Origin of the sequence: Alsobacter metallidurans (genome assembly GCF_014636935.1) — a bacterium.
Taxonomy (GTDB): domain Bacteria; phylum Pseudomonadota; class Alphaproteobacteria; order Rhizobiales; family Beijerinckiaceae; genus Alsobacter; species Alsobacter metallidurans.
Map to the genome: position 1 here is coordinate 527,899 of NZ_BMES01000002.1, position 16,846 is coordinate 544,744.

The following is a 16,846-nucleotide window of genomic DNA, read 5'->3' on the forward strand; positions in this document are numbered from 1 at the left end:
TAGCGCCCTGCGGGGGTGACCTCCCGACAAGCAAATGGCCGGCGCAGGGCCGGCCATTTGTGGTTGACGCCAGGATGCGCCTCAGTCTTCGGGGCCGCCATCGGGCGCGTCGGGGCTTTCGCCCTCCCCTTCGCCGCCCTCAGGCAGCGGGCCGGCTTCTCCGTTTGCGGTAGGCGCGTCATCGCCTTCGTCCGAGATCCGCTCCACCGAGACGACCTTCTCGTCCTTGGCGGTGTCAAACACGATCACGCCCTGCGTGCCGCGGCCGGCGATGCGGATGCCCTCCACCGGGCAGCGAATGAGCTGGCCGCCATCCGTGACCAGCATGATCTGGTCCGAGTGGTCGACCGGGAAGGACGCGACCAGCGGCCCGTTGCGGTCGTTCACCACCATGGCGACGATGCCCTTGCCGCCACGGCCCGTGACGCGGACCTCGTAGGCCGAGGTGCGCTTGCCGTAGCCGTTCTGCGAGAGGGTGAGAATCACCTGCTCGCGCGCCGAGAGCGCCGCGTAGCGCTCCTGCGAGATGGCGGCGGCGGGCGCATCGGCCGCCTCCTCGTCGTCGGCCGCCACTTCGTCCGACGCCGCCTCGCCCTGGATGGCGCGACGCATCTTCAGATAGGCCGCGCGCTCCTCGGCCGACGCCTCGACGTGGTTGAGGATGGCCAGCGAGATAACGGTGTCGTCCCTGCCCAGCGAGATGCCGCGCACGCCGGTGGAATCGCGGCCCTTGAACACCCGCACGTCGTCGACGCAGAAGCGGATGCACTGGCCCCGCGCCGTGGTGAGCAGCACGTCGTCCTCGGCCGAGCAGATCTGGACGTCGACGATGTGGTCTCCCTCGTCCAGCTTCATGGCGATCTTGCCGTTGCGGTTCACGTTCACGAAGTCCGACAGCTTGTTGCGCCGGACGCCGCCGGAGGCGGTCGCGAACATGACGTCGAGCGTGTCCCAGGCGGCCTCGTCCTCGGGCAGCGGCATGATGGTGGTGATGCGCTCCTGCCCTTGCAGCGGCAGCATGTTCACCAGCGCCTTGCCGCGCGCCTGGGGAGCGGTGAGCGGCAGGCGCCAGACCTTCTCCTTGTAGACCTGGCCGCGGGACGAGAAGAACAGCACCGGCGTGTGCGTGGAGGCCACGAACAGGCGCGAAACGAAATCCTCCTCGCGCGTCTGCATGCCCGAGCGGCCCTTGCCGCCGCGCCGCTGCGCCCGATAGGTCGAGAGCGGCACGCGCTTGATGTAGCCGGCGTGCGACACGGTCACGACCATGTCCTCACGCTGGATCAGGTCCTCGTCGTCGAGGTCCGCGTCCCACTCGATCAGGATGGTCTTGCGCGGCGTCGCGAAGGCCGCCTTCACCTCGGCGAGCTCGGTGGTGACGATCCCCATGATGCGCTCGCGCGAGCGCAGGATGTCGAGATAGTCGGAGATCTCGGCCGCGAGCTTGTTGAGCTCGTCCGCGATCTCGTCGCGGCCCAACGCCGTGAGGCGCTGCAGGCGCAGGTCGAGGATGGCGCGGGCCTGCGCCTCGGAGAGGCGGTAGGTGTCGTCCTCCGACACGCGGTGGCGCGGGTCGTCGATCAGCGCGATCAGCGGCGCCACGTCCTTGGCCGGCCAATCGCGCGACATCAGCGCCTCGCGGGCCGTGTTGGCGTCCGGCGAGTTGCGGATCGTGTAGATGACCTCGTCGATGTTCGCGACCGCGATGGCGAGGCCGACGAGCACATGGGCGCGGTCGCGGGCCTTGCCGAGCAGGAAGCGCGTACGCCGGCTCACCACCTCCTCGCGGAAATCCACGAAGGCGGCGATCAGGTCGCGCAGCGTCAGCGTCTCGGGGCGGCCGCCGTTCAGCGCCACCATGTTGCAGCCGAAGCTCGTCTGCAGCGCGGTGTAGCGGAAGAGCTGGTTCAGCACCACGTCGGCCACGGCGTCGCGCTTGATCTCGATGACGATGCGCATGCCGTCGCGATCGGACTCGTCGCGCAGGTCCGAGATGCCCTCGACGCGTTTCTCGCGCACGAGGTCGGCGATCTTCTCGATCAGAACCGCCTTGTTGATCTGGTACGGGATCTCGTTGACGATGATCGCCTCGCGATCCTTGCGGATCGTCTCGGTCTTCGTCTTGGCCCGCATGATCACGGAGCCACGCCCCGTCAGGTAGGCGCTGCGGATGCCGCCGCGGCCCAGGATCGATCCGCCAGTCGGGAAATCAGGCCCCTGGATGTATTCCATGAGCCCTTCGACCGTGATCTCCGGGTCGTTGATGAAGGCGATGCAGCCGTCGATGACCTCGCCGAGGTTGTGCGGAGGCACGTTGGTGGCCATGCCGACCGCAATGCCGCCCGCGCCGTTGACGAGCAGGTTCGGGTAGCGCGCCGGCAGCACCATGGGCTCGCGCTCGGAGCCGTCATAGTTGGGCTGGAAGTCGACCGTGTCCTTGTCGAGATCGTCGAGCAGGCTCATGGCCGGGCGCGCCAGGCGCACCTCGGTGTACCGCATGGCCGCGGCCGGATCGCCGTCAACCGAGCCGAAATTGCCCTGGCCGTCGACCAGCGGCAGGCGCATGGAGAATTCCTGCGCCATGCGCACCAGCGCGTCGTAGATCGATTGGTCGCCGTGCGGATGGTACTTACCGATCACGTCGCCGACCACGCGGGCCGACTTGCGGTACGGCTTGTCCGGCGTGTACCCGTTCTCGTTCATCGAATACAGGATGCGCCGATGCACCGGCTTCAACCCGTCACGGGCGTCCGGCAGCGCGCGCGACACGATCACGCTCATCGCGTAATCGAGGTAGCTGCGCTTCATTTCGTCCGTGATGGAAACCGGGCGGATATCCTGCCCCTCGCCGCCACCAGCGGGAGCGTTCTTGTCGTCTTCGGCCAATGTGCTGTCCGGTTGTCTTTTACAGGCGTCTTCTCTTAACCGATTCCGGCGCGGATGACCACCCTCAGGCGCTTCGGACGAGGCCTCTTTTCCTCAACATAATCAGCGTTCTAGACAGCCGCCCCCATCGTTGTTCATGGACCTGACAGCACGGCATGCAGGATTCGTCCCGGCGCCAGCGTAAACACCCCCGCTCCGACTAGCGCACCGGCGACGATGATCGTCATCGCACGGCGATGAGCCCGGATGTTTCCCCGCCTCGCCTGCCCCAACGCATAGGCGAGCCCGACCAGGGTTCCGGCCGACAGCAGATGGATCGGGCTGAATGGTCCCCACAGGCGAAGCTGGTGGATAAACATTGAACTGAGCGCCACGACCACCATGGTGGCGATCCAGATCCGCCCCGAAACCCGATGGACGCGCCCTCCCCGTCTCGCCAGCCATTGCACAGGCGTGAAAGCGATGGCCACCACCACGGCGGCTACATGCAGCTGCACCGCCGGCGCTGCGGCGGTTAACGGGTCGAGCGTCATGCATCCCCAACTGTCGAGATGAAGGTCCATGATAATGTGATGAACATTTACATAATGCTGGCGACTACTGCAATCCCTCTGCCGTGCGCAGAGCGAGGAGCTTCACCGGCGCGGTTAAATCGTGCTTAGTGCCCCAAACCCGCTGGCGAACGTTTCATGTTGCTGGACTATCTGACCTCCGCACTTGTCACCCTGCTCGTCACCGTGGACCCGCCCGGCCTCGCGCCCCTGTTCCTGGGCGTTACGCGCGGCATGAGCGATCCGGAGCGCCGTCAGGTCGGCCTGCGGGCGTCCGTCATCGCGGCCGCCATCATGGGGGCGTCCGGGCTCGCGGGCGCCCAGCTCCTGAATGCGCTGGGCATCACGCTTCCGGCGTTCCGCATCGCCGGCGGTCTGCTGCTGTTCTGGATCGCGTTCGAGATGGTGTTCGGCGGTCGGCAGGAGCGCAAGGGCGACGCCGCCGAGAAGGCGATCACGCTCGACCACATTCGCAACGTTGCGGCCTTCCCGCTCGCGATCCCGCTGATGGCGGGGCCCGGGGCCATCACGGCCACAATCCTGCTGGCGGGCCGCGCTGGCGGCGACCCGTTGCGGCTCGGCGTGCTGCTGGCCGTGATCGTCGGCGTCTGCGCCAGCTGCCTCGTCGTGTTCTACACAGCCAGCCAGGTGTCCCGCTGGCTCGGCGTCACCGGCAACGTCGTGCTAACCCGTCTTCTGGGCGTGATCCTGGCCGCCCTGGCCGTTCAGTTCGTCGCCGACGGCGTGAAGGCGATCTCGGCGGCCTGAGCCCAGTGCGGCTCAGGAGAGCCGCGTCAGCAGCCGTTCCATCAACTGCGCCCGGGGCACGACCGACGAAACGAGCGCGTGCTCGTGCAGCGTATGCGCGCCGTCTCCGTCGATGCCGAGGCCGTCCAGCGTGGGCACGCCGAGCGCCGCCGTAAAGTTGCCGTCGCTGCCGCCGCCGGTCTGCGGCACGTCCTGCAGATCCATGCCGATCTCGGCCGCCAGCGCCCTCGCCTTCTGGTAGAGGCTCTCGACATCGGCGGTCTTCTTGTAGGGCGGCCGGTTCATGTCGCCCACGACGGTGATCCGGCAATCAGGATCGTGCGGAGCGAGGCCCAGAATCCGCGCCTTGAACTCCTCGCCGTCCGCCGGCTCCACCACTCGCAGGTCGACTGAGAAACGCGCGTGCTGGGGGATCACGTTGGCGGCCGTGCCGCCCGCCATCATCCCCACCGTGGTGGTGACGCCGCGGGCGTAATCCGTCATGGCCTCGATCGCGAGGATCTGTCGGGCCGCCTCCCGGATGGCGCTGCGGCCGTCGGGATGGCGCGAGCCGGAATGGGCGGGCCGGCCTTCCACATGGACGTCGAACCGCCCGACGCCCTTGCGGGCGGTGACGATCTTGCCGTTGTCGCGGGCCGGCTCTGTCACCAGCACGGCTGAGGCCTTGCGTCCGAGCTCCTCGATCAGGCCGCGCGTGGTGGGAGAGCCGATCTCCTCGTCGGGCGTGAACAGAAAGGTGAGCGGCTGGGCCGCCCCGGCCGAAGCAGCGCGCTTGAAGGCCTCGAGCGCCAGATAGGCGCCGCCCTTCATGTCGTAGATGCCGGGGCCGAAGAGCTTGTCGCCCTCGCGGCGGATCGGCAGGTCCTTGGCGAGCGTGCCGAGCGGGTGGACGGTGTCGACATGCGACATCACCAGGATGCCGGCGCGATCAGTCTGCGGGCCAGCCCGCAACACGATGCTGTCGCCGAGCCCGTCCTTGCCGGGAATGCGCTCGATCGCGATCGGCAGCCCTTCGACGTCCTGCGCCACGGTGTCGATCATCCGGTTGACGCCGGCCGCGTCGCTGGTGGGACTCTCGATCGCGACCCAGCGCGAGATACCGGCGAGCATGGCGTCGAGGTCGAAAGAGCTCATCAGGGAGGCCTCCAGGGCGTTTTGGCGCGTCTTCTCTGACCCCTGTTTAAAACATCTCTCGCCGGGATGGCCAGCCACGGGCGTTCAGCCGGCCTCCGCGGGCTCGACCAGCCGGCGATAAAGCCGCCATGTCGTGTGGCCGAGAACCGGCAGAACCACGAAGAGCCCGAGAAACATCGGCGCCGACGCGACGATCAGCAGCCCGACAACCATCGCCGCCCAGGCCAGCATGGGACCGGGGCTCCGGGTGACGGCGCGGACGCTCGTGATCATCGCCGTGATGAAGTCGACGTCCCGGTCCAGCAGCAGCGGGAACGACACCACCGTCAGCGAGAACAGAACAAGCGACAGCACGGCCCCGTCCGCATGCCCGATAGCGAGGAACAGCCACCCTTCCGGCGTGGTGAGCAGCACGTGGAGGAAATCCGCCATCGCGAAGGACTGGAAGCCGAAGAACAGCGCGATCAGCAGCCGGATCTGGTACATCCAAAGGAGGAACACGAAGAGCGTGACGAACGCCATCCAGCCCAGCTCGCGCCGGCTTTGCGCGAACACGACGCCGAGCACCGCGCCCCAGCCGAGCGGCAGGCCGCCCTCCCGTCGTCGCGACACTTCATAGAGGCCAACGGCCACGAAGGGCCCAATCAGCGCGAACCCGGCTGCGAGCGGATAAACGAGATAGCCCAACCCCCAGGACGTCGCGGCCAGCACCAGCACGATGCCGCCGACCGCATAGATGCCGCCGAAGAAGAGCCCGAACAGCGGCGCGGCCTGGAAATCGCGGATGCCCTCGGCCAGGGCCTCGCCGATGTCGGAGAAGCGGATGGCCCGCACCTTGGGTTCCGGCCGCGGAGCCTGGGCGGCTTCATCAGCGACAGCGTTCAGCTCCGTCGCCTGACCAGCGTCAGTCATGATGTTTCCCCCTCGTGCGGCCTGGGCAAGCCGGCGCCGCTTTTCATCCGGCGCGCGTCGGGGGAACGCGCGCACCGGTTCGTGCAGCATGGCGGCTGAAACACGCGGGATCAAGCCGGCCCTGGCTGTTCAGAGGGGGCCAGGCGCCTCAGGTCCTCGGAACTCAGTTCTTCGTGACGTCGCGACGAGCGACAAACCGCGATCCCCTCATCCTGAGGAGCAGCGCCTCCCGGCGATGCGTTTCAGAGGACGAGCGAGCCCAGAGCGTCCGACCCTCGAGGCTCATGGAGCCTGCGTCCTTCGAGACGCAGCCCCAAACAGGCAAGCTCCTCAGGAGAGGGGCGATGAGCGTGTGCGCCGAGCGGCTGGCGCCCAGCACAGCCTATCGGATAAATGCCCCGTCCCCGATCTGTAACCCTAGAACGGGATGTCGTCGTCGAGATCGGCCGAGCGCCCGCCGCCGGCCGGAGCCGGGCGCCGCTCCATCGGCGACGACCGCCCGAAGTCTCCGCCCCGGCTGCCGCCGCCGTAGCCGCCCGAGGACGCGCCGCCGTAGCCGCCATCCTCGTCGCCCGCGCCTGCGCCGCCGCCCTGGCCGCGACCGTCAAGCAGGGTGAGCTCGCCGCGGAAGCGCTGCAACACCACCTCGGTCGTGCTGCGCTCAGCCCCGGTCTTGTCCGTGAACTTGCGGTTCTGCAGCTGGCCTTCCAGATAAACCTTGGAGCCCTTCTTCAGGTACTGCTCGGCGATCTTCGCGAGGTTCTCGTTGAAGATCACGACGTTGTGCCACTCGGTGCGCTCCTTGCGCTCGCCGCTGGCCTTGTCGCGCCAGGTCTCCGAGGTGGCGACGCTGAAGTTCACGACCGGCTCTCCCGAGCCAAGCCGACGCACCTCCGGGTCGCGGCCCAGATTGCCGACCAGGATCACTTTGTTGACGCTGCCCGCCATGAGGGCCTCCTGCGCTAGAATGGGCGTACGAGCTTCCGCGCCCGTGGATTGGGCGCGACCTTAAACCATCCGGCCCGGCCGGTCCCGCCTCGGCCCGGTTATCCACATCCGAGCCTCGAAAACCTGGCGCATTCGGCCGCACGCATCGTTTGTTCTTGTTGTGTTCCTAGCAGGTCTGCGTTAACGGTTCAAGGGCGGCGCGGCTGACGCGTTGTTGGAGATTGATCCCTCGGGGTTTCTCCGGACCCTGTCGTTCGAGCGTGAGCCGCCCTACATGTGGCGTTCAGTCCTTCAGCGATCGCGGTTGGCGTCGGGCCACGGCCCGGGCGGCGCGCATCGATTTTCGTGTGCAGGGTAATCGGCATGGCCGCGATCGACGACTTCTTCAACTCCGCCAAGGAGCGCCAGGGCGGCCCGCGCAAGGCGGATTCGCGCGTCATCGCCATCCGGGGCGCCCGCGAGCACAATCTGAAGAACGTCGACCTGACGATCCCGCGCGACCGGCTTGTCGTGTTCACGGGCCTTTCCGGCTCCGGCAAGTCTTCGCTCGCCTTCGACACGATCTACGCCGAGGGCCAACGCCGCTACGTCGAGAGCCTGTCCGCCTATGCGCGGCAATTCCTCGAGATGATGCAGAAGCCTGACGTCGACCAGATCGATGGGCTCTCGCCGGCAATCTCGATCGAGCAGAAGACGACGTCCAAGAACCCGCGCTCCACGGTCGGCACCGTCACGGAGATCTACGACTACATGCGCCTGCTCTGGGCGCGGGTGGGCGTGCCGATCTCGCCCGCGACCGGGCTGCCGATCGAGAGCCAGACCGTGTCGCAGATGGTTGACCGCGTCCTGGCTCTGCCCGAGAAGACCCGCCTTTATCTGCTCGCGCCCGTGGTGCGCGGCCGCAAGGGCGAATACCGCAAGGAGCTGGCCGAGTATCTGAAGCGCGGCTTCCAGCGCGTGAAGATCGACGGCGAGTTCCACGAGATCGGCGAGGCGCCGGCGCTCGACAAGAAGTTCAAGCACGACATCGACGTGGTGGTGGACCGCCTGGTGGTTCGCCCGGATATCGCGTCGCGCCTGGCCGAAAGCTTCGAGACCGCGCTGGAACTGGCCGACGGCATCGCCGTGATGGAGTTCGCGGACGAGAAGGACGACAAGGGCGAGGCGCGCCGCATCATCTTCTCGTCCAAGTTCGCCTGCCCGGTGTCCGGCTTTACGATCCCGGAAATCGAGCCGCGGCTGTTCTCGTTCAACAACCCCTTCGGCGCCTGTCCAACCTGCGACGGCATCGGCCACGAGATGGCGGTCGATCCCATGCTGATCGTGCCGGACGAGACCCTGACGCTGCGCGGCGGCGCCATCGCGCCTTGGGCCAAGTCGACCTCGCCCTATTATGGCCAGACGCTGGCCTCCATGGCCGACCACTACGGCTTCAAGCTCGCGACCAAGTGGCGGGACCTGCCCGAGAAGGCCAAAAACGCGATCCTCTATGGCACCGGCTCCGAGAGCGTGCGCTTCGCCTATGACGACGGCCTGCGCGCCTACGAGGTGCGCAAGCCCTTCGAGGGGGTCGTCCGCAACATGGAGCGGCGCTACAAGGAAACCGAGAGCGACTGGGCGCGCGACGAGATCTCGCGCTACATGTCCGAGACGCCCTGCGCCGCCTGCAGCGGCTACCGGCTGAAGCCAGAAGCCCTGGCCGTGAAGCTCTCCGGCCAGCACATCGCGCAGGTTTCGCAGCTCTCGGTACGCGACGCCCATGTGTGGTTCGGGGCGTTGCCCGAGACCCTCAACGAGAAGCAGACCGAAATCGCCGGCCGCATCCTGAAGGAGATCCGCGAGCGGCTCACCTTCCTGCTCGACGTCGGCCTCGAATACCTGACGCTGGCGCGCGCCTCGGGCACGCTGTCGGGCGGTGAAAGCCAGCGCATCCGGCTGGCGTCGCAGATCGGCTCGGGACTGACCGGGGTGCTCTACGTGCTGGACGAGCCTTCCATCGGCCTTCACCAGCGCGACAACGAGCGCCTGCTGCAAACGCTGAAGCGCCTGCGCGATCTCGGCAACAGCGTCATCGTGGTGGAGCACGACGAGGACGCCATCCTGCAGGCCGACTACGTGGTCGATGTCGGCCCCGGCGCTGGCATCCACGGCGGCCGCATCGTCAGCCAGGGCACGCCAGCGGACGTGCTCGCAGACAAGAACTCCCTCACCGGCAAGTACCTGAAGGGCGAGATGGCGGTGCCGGTGCCGCCCAAGCGCCGCAAGCCCCAGAAGGGCCGCATGCTCAAGATCACGGGCGCGCGCGGCAACAACCTGAAGGACGTTACCGCCGAGATCCCGCTCGGCACCTTCACGTGCGTGACGGGCGTGTCGGGCGGCGGCAAGTCCACGCTCGTGATCGACACGCTCTACAAGGCCGTCGCCCGGCGGCTCAACGGCGCGCTGGAGCATCCCGCGCCCTTCGACACCATCGAGGGGCTGGAGCACCTCGACAAGGTGATCGACATCGACCAGTCGCCCATCGGCCGCACGCCGCGGTCCAATCCGGCGACCTATACGGGCGCGTTCACGCCCATACGCGAGTGGTTCGCGGCGCTGCCGGAGGCCAAGGCGCGCGGCTACATGCCGGGCCGCTTCTCGTTCAACGTGAAGGGCGGCCGCTGCGAAGCCTGCCAGGGCGACGGCGTCATCAAGATCGAGATGCACTTCCTGCCGGACGTCTACGTCACTTGCGACGTCTGCAAGGGCAAGCGCTACGACCGCGAAACGCTGGAAGTGAAGTACCGCGAGAAGTCGATCGCCGACGTGCTCGACATGACGGTCGAGGAAGCCGGCGAGCTGTTCAAGGCCGTGCCGTCGATTCGCGAAAAGATGGAGACGTTGACGCGCGTCGGGCTCGACTACGTCAAGGTCGGCCAGCAGGCCACCACGCTGTCGGGCGGCGAGGCGCAGCGCGTGAAGCTCTCCAAGGAGCTGTCGCGGCGCTCCACCGGGCGCACGCTCTACATCCTGGACGAGCCGACCACCGGCCTGCACTTCCATGATGTCGCCAAGCTGCTAGAGGTGCTGCACGAGCTCGTCGACCAGGGCAACAGCGTCGTGGTGATCGAGCACAATCTCGAGGTCATCAAGACTGCCGACTGGGTCATCGACCTCGGCCCCGAAGGCGGCGACGGCGGCGGCGTGATCGTCGCGCAGGGCCGGCCCGAGGACGTCGTCAAGGTCGCGGCGAGCCATACCGGCCGCTTCCTGAAGGAAGTCCTGGCCCGCAGGCCGCTGAAGGCCGCCAAGCAGGCGGCCGAGTAGGCTCGCCCGGCCCGCGAGCCTTCAGGCTCGCTCTTTTGCCGCACCCAAGCGAGCCTTCAGGCTCGCGGTCCGAAGGGCGCCCGAGACGTCGGGACATCCGAAACTTTGCGGCCCCGGCGCCCGCGGGTGTGCAACACTTTCTTCATCATGCCTGGATCTCGCGGCGATGCGTCGGCCGGCCGGGCGTGGCGAATGCAGGCGATTGGGCAAGCCTTTGTTCACCGTGTTCCACCGCACCGCGCAACTGTGCCTGCACGTCGAAGGCGAGATTTGGCCAAATAGCGCAATATTTCACCAACAAGCGCTCAAAAACCCGGCTAGAGCGCCACTTTTATGCCATGCGCCAGTTGCGCATCTCTTAACGAATTCCTTCGCTGCCATGCGTTGACAGAGGGTCGGGCATGTTGCAGCCCCCATGGCGGAGCATGGCGGCCGGACGTATATGCGGTGCAGCAAATCGCTGACGCGACGAGCCGCCGGGAACGCTACTTTCTCCTGACAGCTCCGCGCCTTACCGCACTGCACAGGAACAAAGCCATGCTGACCGTCAACACCATTTCCAAGCGTCTCCGCAACTGGGCCCGCTACCGCAACACCGTTCGCGAGCTGTCGCAGCTGACCGATCGCGACCTGAGCGATCTCGGCATCTCGCGCGGCGACATTCGCTTCATCGCCAAGAAGCACGCCGTCAAGCCGTAAGCCTCTTCGCAGGTTCGGCGGCCCATCCGGGGTTTCGCCGAAGAACCTGCAACGTCGTCTCGGAGCCTGGCCGATCCCCTCCCCGGCCTCCCTCCTGAGCGCAGCGCCCGCCCCTCCCGGCGGGCGTTTTGCGTTTCAGCCCCCCGCGCCCATTGCGCCGCCGGGACGCGGCCCCTAGGTTCCGCCGCATGAGCAAGCTCTCCCCCATTTACATCGTCGGCGGCGGCCTCGCCGGTTCGGAAGCCGCCTGGCAGATCGCCAACGCGGGCGTGCCCGTGGTGCTGCACGAGATGCGGCCCGTGCGCGGCACCGACGCGCACAAGACCGACAGCCTGGCCGAGCTCGTCTGCTCCAACTCGTTCCGCTCGGATGACGCCCGCACCAACGCGGTCGGCCTGCTCCACGCCGAAATGCGGCGGCTCGATTCGGTGATCATGCGCTGCGGCGACGCCAACCAGGTGCCGGCGGGCGGCGCGCTCGCGGTCGACCGCGACGGCTTCGCTGCCGCCGTCACCGCAGCGCTCGAGGCGCATCCGCTGATCACCATCGAGCGCGCCGAGGTCGCCGGCCTGCCGCCGGCCGAATGGGATTCGGTGATCATCGCCACCGGGCCACTCACCTCGCCGGCCCTTGCCGAAGCCATCCTGCAGCTCACGGGCGAGAGCGCGCTGGCGTTTTTCGACGCCATCGCGCCCATCGTGCACCGCGACAGCATCGACATGGACGTAGCGTGGTTCCAGTCGCGCTACGACAAGGCCGGCCCGGGCGGCACCGGCGCCGACTACATCAATTGCCCAATGACGCGCGACCAGTATGCGGCCTTCGTGGAAGGGCTGGTCTCGGGCGAGAAGACTTCGTTCAAGGAGTGGGAGAGCAACACCCCCTACTTCGACGGGTGCCTGCCGATCGAGGTCATGGCCGAGCGCGGCGCCGAGACGCTCCGGCATGGGCCGATGAAGCCGTTCGGCCTCACCAACCCGCACAAGGAAGGCCCGGACGCGAAGGCCTATGCGGTGGTGCAGCTGCGGCAGGACAATGCGCTGGGCACGCTCTACAACATGGTGGGCTTCCAAACGAAGCTGAAGCATTCGGCCCAAGTCGCGCTGTTCCGCACCATTCCGGGGCTGGAAAACGCCGAGTTCGCCCGCCTCGGGGGCCTGCATCGCAATACCTACCTGAACTCCCCGCAGGTGCTCGACAGGACGCTGCGCCTCAAGGCCATGCCGCGCCTGCGCTTCGCCGGGCAGATTACGGGCTGCGAGGGTTATGTGGAAAGCGCCGCCATGGGCCTGCTTGCCGGCCGGCTCGCCGCCGCCGAGCGCCTGGGCGCCACGCTGGCCCCGCCGCCGCCCGAAACCGCGATGGGAGCCCTGCTGAACCACATCACGGGCGGCCATATCGCCACCATCGACGAGGGGCCACGCTCGTTTCAGCCGATGAACGTCAATTTCGGCCTGTTCCCGCCGCTGCCGGAGGCGCCCAAGAGCGAGGATGGCAAGCGCCTTCGCGGTCCCGCCAAGGCGGTCGCGCGCAAGATGGCGATCACCGATCGGGCGCGAGGCGTAATGGAAACCTGGGCCAGCGGGCAGGAACAGAACCGCGTCGCGGCCGAGTAGGCTTCCCGCTCGGCTGGATTCAGCGCGCCTGGCGCGAGGCGCGCCAAAGCGTCCACATGCGGCGCAACGGCGAAATATCCGCCGCCGTCCTGAACGGATCCGCTGCGGCGCGCTCGAGCGCGGCCAGATAGGGGTCAACGAGCGCAACCGGCAGCATGGCGATTTGCACCGCGGGATTTGCGCCGGGCAACGCCGCGCGCGCGGCCTCCAGGTGCCGGCGCGCCATTACGCGCAGTTCTGCCAGCACGGCGCGTAGCGGCTCGTCGACCTGCCGGGCGAGCAGCGCGCCGCGCGAGAGGCCATGCCGGTTCATCACGTCAACAGGCAGAAAAACCTGGCCGCGCCCCGTGGCCCACGGCAGCGCGCGCAGAATGCCCGTGAGCGCGTAGGCTACACCGCCATGCCCCACCGCGTCCGCGCCGCCGGGGTCGCGGCCTTCGGCCAGGATGATGCTGGCGAGCCTGATCAGAGCGGACGATGTCTCACCGCAGTAGCCCTCCAGGTCGCCCACGGACGGCATGGCGTCGTCGTAAAGATCGAAGGTACGGGCCTCGATCACGTCCAGCAGCGGCTTTCGGGGCAGCGCGTAGCGGGCGATGGCGGCCCCGAGCGCCTGCGCGACCGGGTGGCCGCTGCTCGCCAGGCCATCACCCTCGATCAGGTCGCGCCAGAACTGCAGCCGCATTTCGCCCGGCAGCGGCTCCGACACCACGTCGCGGACCCGGCTGATTTCGGCGCTGAAGGCGTAAAGCGCCAGCAGAGCAGGCCGATGGGCGTCGGGTGCGAACAACGTTGCGAGATAGCGGTCGCGGTCCGCCTTGCGCACGAGTTCGGCGACGACATCCTCTGACGCGGCGTCGCGGTTTGCGGGCGCCGGCTCCTCCGCCATCTCAGGCGACCGCGATCAGCGCGGCGCCGACGCTGCGGTTTTCAGCCAGCATGATGTTGTAGGTGCGCGCGGCCGCGCCGGTCTGCATCACGTCGATGCGGATGCGCGCTTCCTTGAATCGCCAGCGGATACGTTCCGGCAGCGCCGCAATTTCGGCGCCGCAGCCGATCAGAAGCACTTCGGGCGGCTGCGCCTCGGCGAACACCGCCTCGAACGCGCCCGTGGTGAACTGCGCCGGCGCGGTCACCTCCCAGGCGCGGACGCCCGAGGGCAGCGCCAGGATGGAGCCGCGATGCGACATGTCGGCGAAGCGAAACCCGCCATTGCCATAGGCGTCGATCAGGTGGCGCCCGGGGACGAACCCCTCGTAGCGGGCGCCGCCGCTCATTGCGCCGGGCGCTCGGCCGGGCCGCGCACCCGCGGCTTCGCGGCGGATGTCTTGGCCGCCGGCGCGGCATCGTGGCCGGCCGCGATGGCCGATTCGGCGCCGACCTTCAGGCCGAGATAGATCAGCACCGGCGCGGCGATGAAGATCGACGAGTAGGTGCCGATCACCACGCCGAAGATCATCGCCCACGAGAAGCTGGCGATCACCTGGCCGCCGAACAGCACCAGCGCGAGCAGCGCCAGCGTGGTGGTCACCGAAGTCATGATCGTCCGCGACAAGGTGGTGTTGATCGCCAGATCGAGCAACTGCTCCACGGGCATCTTCTTGTAGCGCCGCAACAGCTCGCGGATACGGTCGAACACCACCACGGTGTCGTTGAGCGAGTAGCCGACGATTGTCAGGATCGCGGCGATCGACGTCATGTTGAATTCGAGCTGCGTGATCGCAAAAAACCCGATCGTCAGAACGAGGTCGTGCAAAGTCGCGATCACGGCGCCGACCGCGAACTCCCACTCGAAGCGGAACCACAGATAGATCAGCACGCCGACGATAGAAAGCACGACGCCAAGCGTGCCAGACTGCACCAGCTCGCCCGAGACGCGCGGACCCACCACCTCGACGCGGCGGAAGTCATAGTCCTTCTCGAACGTCGTGCGGACGCGCTCCTGCGCGGCCTGCTGGGCCTTTTCGCGATCCTGCTGGGTCGCGCCGGGCTGAAGGCCGAAGCGGATCGAAACGTCGCCCTTTTCGCCGAATTCCTGAACCTCGACCTCGCCCACCGAGAGACCGTGCGCGGCCTCGCGCACCTGGGCGATGTCCGACTTCCCGTTCTTGGCCTGCATCTCGATGAGAGTGCCGCCCGTGAAGTCGATGCCGAAATTCATGTTCACGAAAAAGAAGCAGAGCACGGCCACCACGGACAGGAGCGCCGAGAACGGGAAACTGACCCGCCGGAAGCTCATGAACGGGAACTTGGTGTCGTCCGGGATGATGCGCAGAAGTTTCATGGTGTTTTTCCTGCGTCAGAACGGCAGCTTGGTCGGCTTGGCCGAGCGGTACCACAGGGCGATCATCATGCGCGTCATCGTGACGGCCGTGACCACGGTGGTGACGATGCCGAGGATGAGCGTCACCGCGAAGCCCTTCACGGGGCCGGAGCCCAGGAAAAACAGGATCGCGGCGGCGATGAACATGGTGACGTTGGAGTCGATGATGGTCGCGAAGGCGCGTTGGAAGCCTGCCTCCAGCGCCGAGATCATCGACCGCCCGGCGCGCGCCTCTTCGCGGATGCGCTCGTAAATCAGCACGTTAGAGTCTACCGCGGTGCCGATCGTCAGCACGATGCCGGCGATGCCCGGCAGCGTCAGCGTGGATCCCACCATCGCCATCAGGGCGAAGATCAGGATCACGTGCACGGCGAGCGCGATGTTGGCGAAGAGGCCGAACAGGCCATAGGTCACGAACATGAAGCCGACCACCAGCACGGTGGCCACATAGGAGGCCTTCTTGCCGGCGTCGATGGAATCCTGCCCCAGGCCTGGGCCGACGGTGCGCTCCTCCACGATCGTGAGCGGCGCCGGCAGGGCGCCTGCGCGCAGCAGGATGGCGAGGTTGTTGGCGGCCTCAACCGTGAAGCGGCCGGAGATCTGGCCCTGCCCGCCCGTGATCGGCTGAAGGATGCGCGGAGCCGAGATCACCTTCTTGTCGAGCACGATCGCGAAGGGCCGCCCGACATTCTCGGTGGTCACCTGCCCGAAGCGCTGGGCGCCGCGGATGTTGAACTTGAAGTTGACGATGGGCTCGCCGGTGCGCTGGTCGAAGCCCGGCTGAGCGTCGATCAGGTCCTCGCCCTGTACGAGCACGCGCTTTTCGACAGGCATGGATGCGCCGCCGTCTTCCTGCGACGGCAACTGCTCCACGTCTCCGGGAGGCGCGCCCGGATCGGCCACGAGGCGGAACTCGAGCTGCGCGGTGGTGCCAAGGATCTCCTTCAGGCGACGCGGGTCCTGCAGGCCGGGGACCTGCACGAGAATGCGGTCGACGCCCTGGCGCTGGATGTTCGGCTCCGTGGTGCCGAGCGCGTCGACGCGGCGACGCAGCACCTCGATGGCCTGGTCGATGGCCTTGCGAACGCGCTCGTTCACGCCGGCGTCCGTCACCGCCAGGCTGATCAGCCCGTCCGGCTGCTCGTTAATTTCAACCGCGTTTTGCGAGCCCGTCTGCCCGAAAAGGCCGCCGACCGGGGCCGCAAGCTCACGAAGGCGCGGCAGCAGGCGCGTGCGCTCGGCCTGGTCCGCCACCCGAACGGTGACGCCACGCGGCTGGACGCCGATGCCGCCCGCGAGCGCGATACGCTCCTCGCGCAGGAGCCGGCGGACGTCGTCGCGCAGGGTGTTCACCTGCCCTCGGAGCACTGACTGGGTGTCAACCTCAAGCAGCACGTGCGATCCGCCCTGAAGATCGAGGCCAAGCACGATGGCCTGGTGCGGGATGATCCAGCGCGGCAGGAAGCCCGGAATGGACTGCTCGATGCTCTTGCGGGTGTCCAGCGACAAAAGGCTCGGCAGGGCAAAGAGGATGCCCAGCACGGCGATGAGGAGGACCCCGAAGGTCTTCATTCGTGAGAAGCGGAGCATATCCGGTCGTTGTTCCTGCGCGGCTCATCGGCGCCATGGACCCGGAGCTAAGCACTCCAAGCCGATAGCGCCACCATGTCAGTCAAAATCGGCGCCGCGGAGGCGCCGGGATC

General features: G+C 67.4%; 13 protein-coding genes. 4 read left to right on the plus strand and 9 right to left on the minus strand.

Annotated elements, in window-relative coordinates:
* Window positions 1–81: 81 nt before the first annotated feature.
* Both gyrA and IEV99_RS12785 read right to left on the minus strand, forming a co-directional pair.
* On the minus strand, window positions 82–2,886 hold the full coding sequence (gyrA, locus tag IEV99_RS12780) for a DNA gyrase subunit A (protein ID WP_188518159.1): 2,805 nt from the start codon (window positions 2,884–2,886) through the stop codon (window positions 82–84).
* Window positions 2,887–3,020: 134 nt separating this feature from the next.
* Window positions 3,021–3,449 (minus strand): DUF2306 domain-containing protein, encoded by a 429-nt coding sequence (locus tag IEV99_RS12785; RefSeq protein ID WP_244643853.1) that lies wholly within the window; start codon window positions 3,447–3,449, stop codon window positions 3,021–3,023.
* 126 nt (window positions 3,450–3,575) lie between these two features.
* On the opposite strand from IEV99_RS12785, the gene IEV99_RS12790 reads away from it, so the two are divergent.
* Window positions 3,576–4,205: a MarC family protein gene (locus IEV99_RS12790; protein WP_188518160.1), complete on the plus strand. Its 630-nt coding sequence runs from the start codon at window positions 3,576–3,578 to the stop codon at window positions 4,203–4,205.
* A 12-nt stretch (window positions 4,206–4,217) separates the two neighbouring features.
* On the opposite strand, the gene IEV99_RS12795 is transcribed toward IEV99_RS12790, so the two are convergent.
* The 3 genes from IEV99_RS12795 to ssb all read right to left on the minus strand — a co-directional run bounded on the left by IEV99_RS12795 (window position 4,218) and on the right by ssb (window position 7,199).
* Window positions 4,218–5,339 (minus strand): M20 family metallopeptidase, encoded by a 1,122-nt coding sequence (locus IEV99_RS12795; RefSeq protein WP_188518161.1) that lies wholly within the window; start codon window positions 5,337–5,339, stop codon window positions 4,218–4,220.
* Window positions 5,340–5,423: 84 nt separating this feature from the next.
* The gene (locus IEV99_RS12800; protein WP_188518162.1) at window positions 5,424–6,251 is read right to left on the minus strand and encodes a DUF2189 domain-containing protein; all 828 of its coding nucleotides are present in this window, start codon (window positions 6,249–6,251) and stop codon (window positions 5,424–5,426) included.
* 417 nt (window positions 6,252–6,668) lie between these two features.
* The gene (ssb, locus tag IEV99_RS12805; RefSeq protein WP_188518163.1) at window positions 6,669–7,199 is read right to left on the minus strand and encodes a single-stranded DNA-binding protein; all 531 of its coding nucleotides are present in this window, start codon (window positions 7,197–7,199) and stop codon (window positions 6,669–6,671) included.
* A gap of 363 nt (window positions 7,200–7,562) precedes the next feature.
* Here ssb and uvrA point away from each other — a divergent pair, with 363 nt between their 5' ends.
* The 3 genes from uvrA (at window position 7,563) to trmFO (ending at window position 12,820) form a co-directional block, all read left to right on the plus strand.
* Complete coding sequence (uvrA, locus tag IEV99_RS12810; protein ID WP_188518164.1) at window positions 7,563–10,505, plus strand: excinuclease ABC subunit UvrA; 2,943 nt, start codon at window positions 7,563–7,565, stop codon at window positions 10,503–10,505.
* Window positions 10,506–11,042: 537 nt separating this feature from the next.
* Window positions 11,043–11,204 carry a DUF1127 domain-containing protein gene (locus IEV99_RS12815; RefSeq protein ID WP_188518165.1) on the plus strand — a complete coding sequence of 54 codons (162 nt, stop codon included), beginning with the start codon at window positions 11,043–11,045 and terminating at the stop codon, window positions 11,202–11,204.
* Window positions 11,205–11,392: 188 nt separating this feature from the next.
* A complete protein-coding gene (trmFO, locus tag IEV99_RS12820) occupies window positions 11,393–12,820 on the plus strand; it encodes a methylenetetrahydrofolate--tRNA-(uracil(54)-C(5))-methyltransferase (FADH(2)-oxidizing) TrmFO (RefSeq protein WP_188518166.1) in 1,428 nt (475 codons plus the stop codon).
* A gap of 19 nt (window positions 12,821–12,839) precedes the next feature.
* On the opposite strand, the gene IEV99_RS12825 is transcribed toward trmFO, so the two are convergent.
* From IEV99_RS12825 to secD, 4 genes are read right to left on the minus strand one after another with little or no spacing between them, the layout of a single operon-like run.
* Window positions 12,840–13,709 carry a phytoene/squalene synthase family protein gene (locus IEV99_RS12825; RefSeq protein WP_188518167.1) on the minus strand — a complete coding sequence of 290 codons (870 nt, stop codon included), beginning with the start codon at window positions 13,707–13,709 and terminating at the stop codon, window positions 12,840–12,842.
* 1 nt (window position 13,710) lies between these two features.
* Window positions 13,711–14,097 (minus strand): Mth938-like domain-containing protein, encoded by a 387-nt coding sequence (locus tag IEV99_RS12830; protein ID WP_188518168.1) that lies wholly within the window; start codon window positions 14,095–14,097, stop codon window positions 13,711–13,713.
* Window positions 14,094–15,104 carry a protein translocase subunit SecF gene (secF, locus tag IEV99_RS12835; RefSeq protein WP_188518169.1) on the minus strand — a complete coding sequence of 337 codons (1,011 nt, stop codon included), beginning with the start codon at window positions 15,102–15,104 and terminating at the stop codon, window positions 14,094–14,096. The genes IEV99_RS12830 and secF overlap by 4 nt, the downstream gene beginning before the upstream one ends.
* Window positions 15,105–15,119: 15 nt before the next feature.
* On the minus strand, window positions 15,120–16,733 hold the full coding sequence (gene secD / locus IEV99_RS12840; RefSeq protein ID WP_188518170.1) for a protein translocase subunit SecD: 1,614 nt from the start codon (window positions 16,731–16,733) through the stop codon (window positions 15,120–15,122).
* Window positions 16,734–16,846 lie beyond the last annotated feature (113 nt).

What these genes read in the sequence shown, in the direction of transcription:
- IEV99_RS12790 (WP_188518160.1), top strand. Translation starts at nt 3,576, where the DNA reads ATGTTGCTGGACTATCTGACCTCCGCACTTGTCACCCTGCTCGTCACC.
- ssb (WP_188518163.1), bottom strand. Translation starts at nt 7,199, where the DNA reads ATGGCGGGCAGCGTCAACAAAGTGATCCTGGTCGGCAATCTGGGCCGC.
- secD (WP_188518170.1), bottom strand. Translation starts at nt 16,733, where the DNA reads ATGCTCCGCTTCTCACGAATGAAGACCTTCGGGGTCCTCCTCATCGCC.
- IEV99_RS12785 (WP_244643853.1), bottom strand. Translation starts at nt 3,449, where the DNA reads ATGGACCTTCATCTCGACAGTTGGGGATGCATGACGCTCGACCCGTTA.
- IEV99_RS12830 (WP_188518168.1), bottom strand. Translation starts at nt 14,097, where the DNA reads ATGAGCGGCGGCGCCCGCTACGAGGGGTTCGTCCCCGGGCGCCACCTG.
- uvrA (WP_188518164.1), top strand. Translation starts at nt 7,563, where the DNA reads ATGGCCGCGATCGACGACTTCTTCAACTCCGCCAAGGAGCGCCAGGGC.
- IEV99_RS12795 (WP_188518161.1), bottom strand. Translation starts at nt 5,339, where the DNA reads ATGAGCTCTTTCGACCTCGACGCCATGCTCGCCGGTATCTCGCGCTGG.
- secF (WP_188518169.1), bottom strand. Translation starts at nt 15,104, where the DNA reads ATGAAACTTCTGCGCATCATCCCGGACGACACCAAGTTCCCGTTCATG.
- IEV99_RS12800 (WP_188518162.1), bottom strand. Translation starts at nt 6,251, where the DNA reads ATGACTGACGCTGGTCAGGCGACGGAGCTGAACGCTGTCGCTGATGAA.
- IEV99_RS12815 (WP_188518165.1), top strand. Translation starts at nt 11,043, where the DNA reads ATGCTGACCGTCAACACCATTTCCAAGCGTCTCCGCAACTGGGCCCGC.
- trmFO (WP_188518166.1), top strand. Translation starts at nt 11,393, where the DNA reads ATGAGCAAGCTCTCCCCCATTTACATCGTCGGCGGCGGCCTCGCCGGT.
- IEV99_RS12825 (WP_188518167.1), bottom strand. Translation starts at nt 13,709, where the DNA reads ATGGCGGAGGAGCCGGCGCCCGCAAACCGCGACGCCGCGTCAGAGGAT.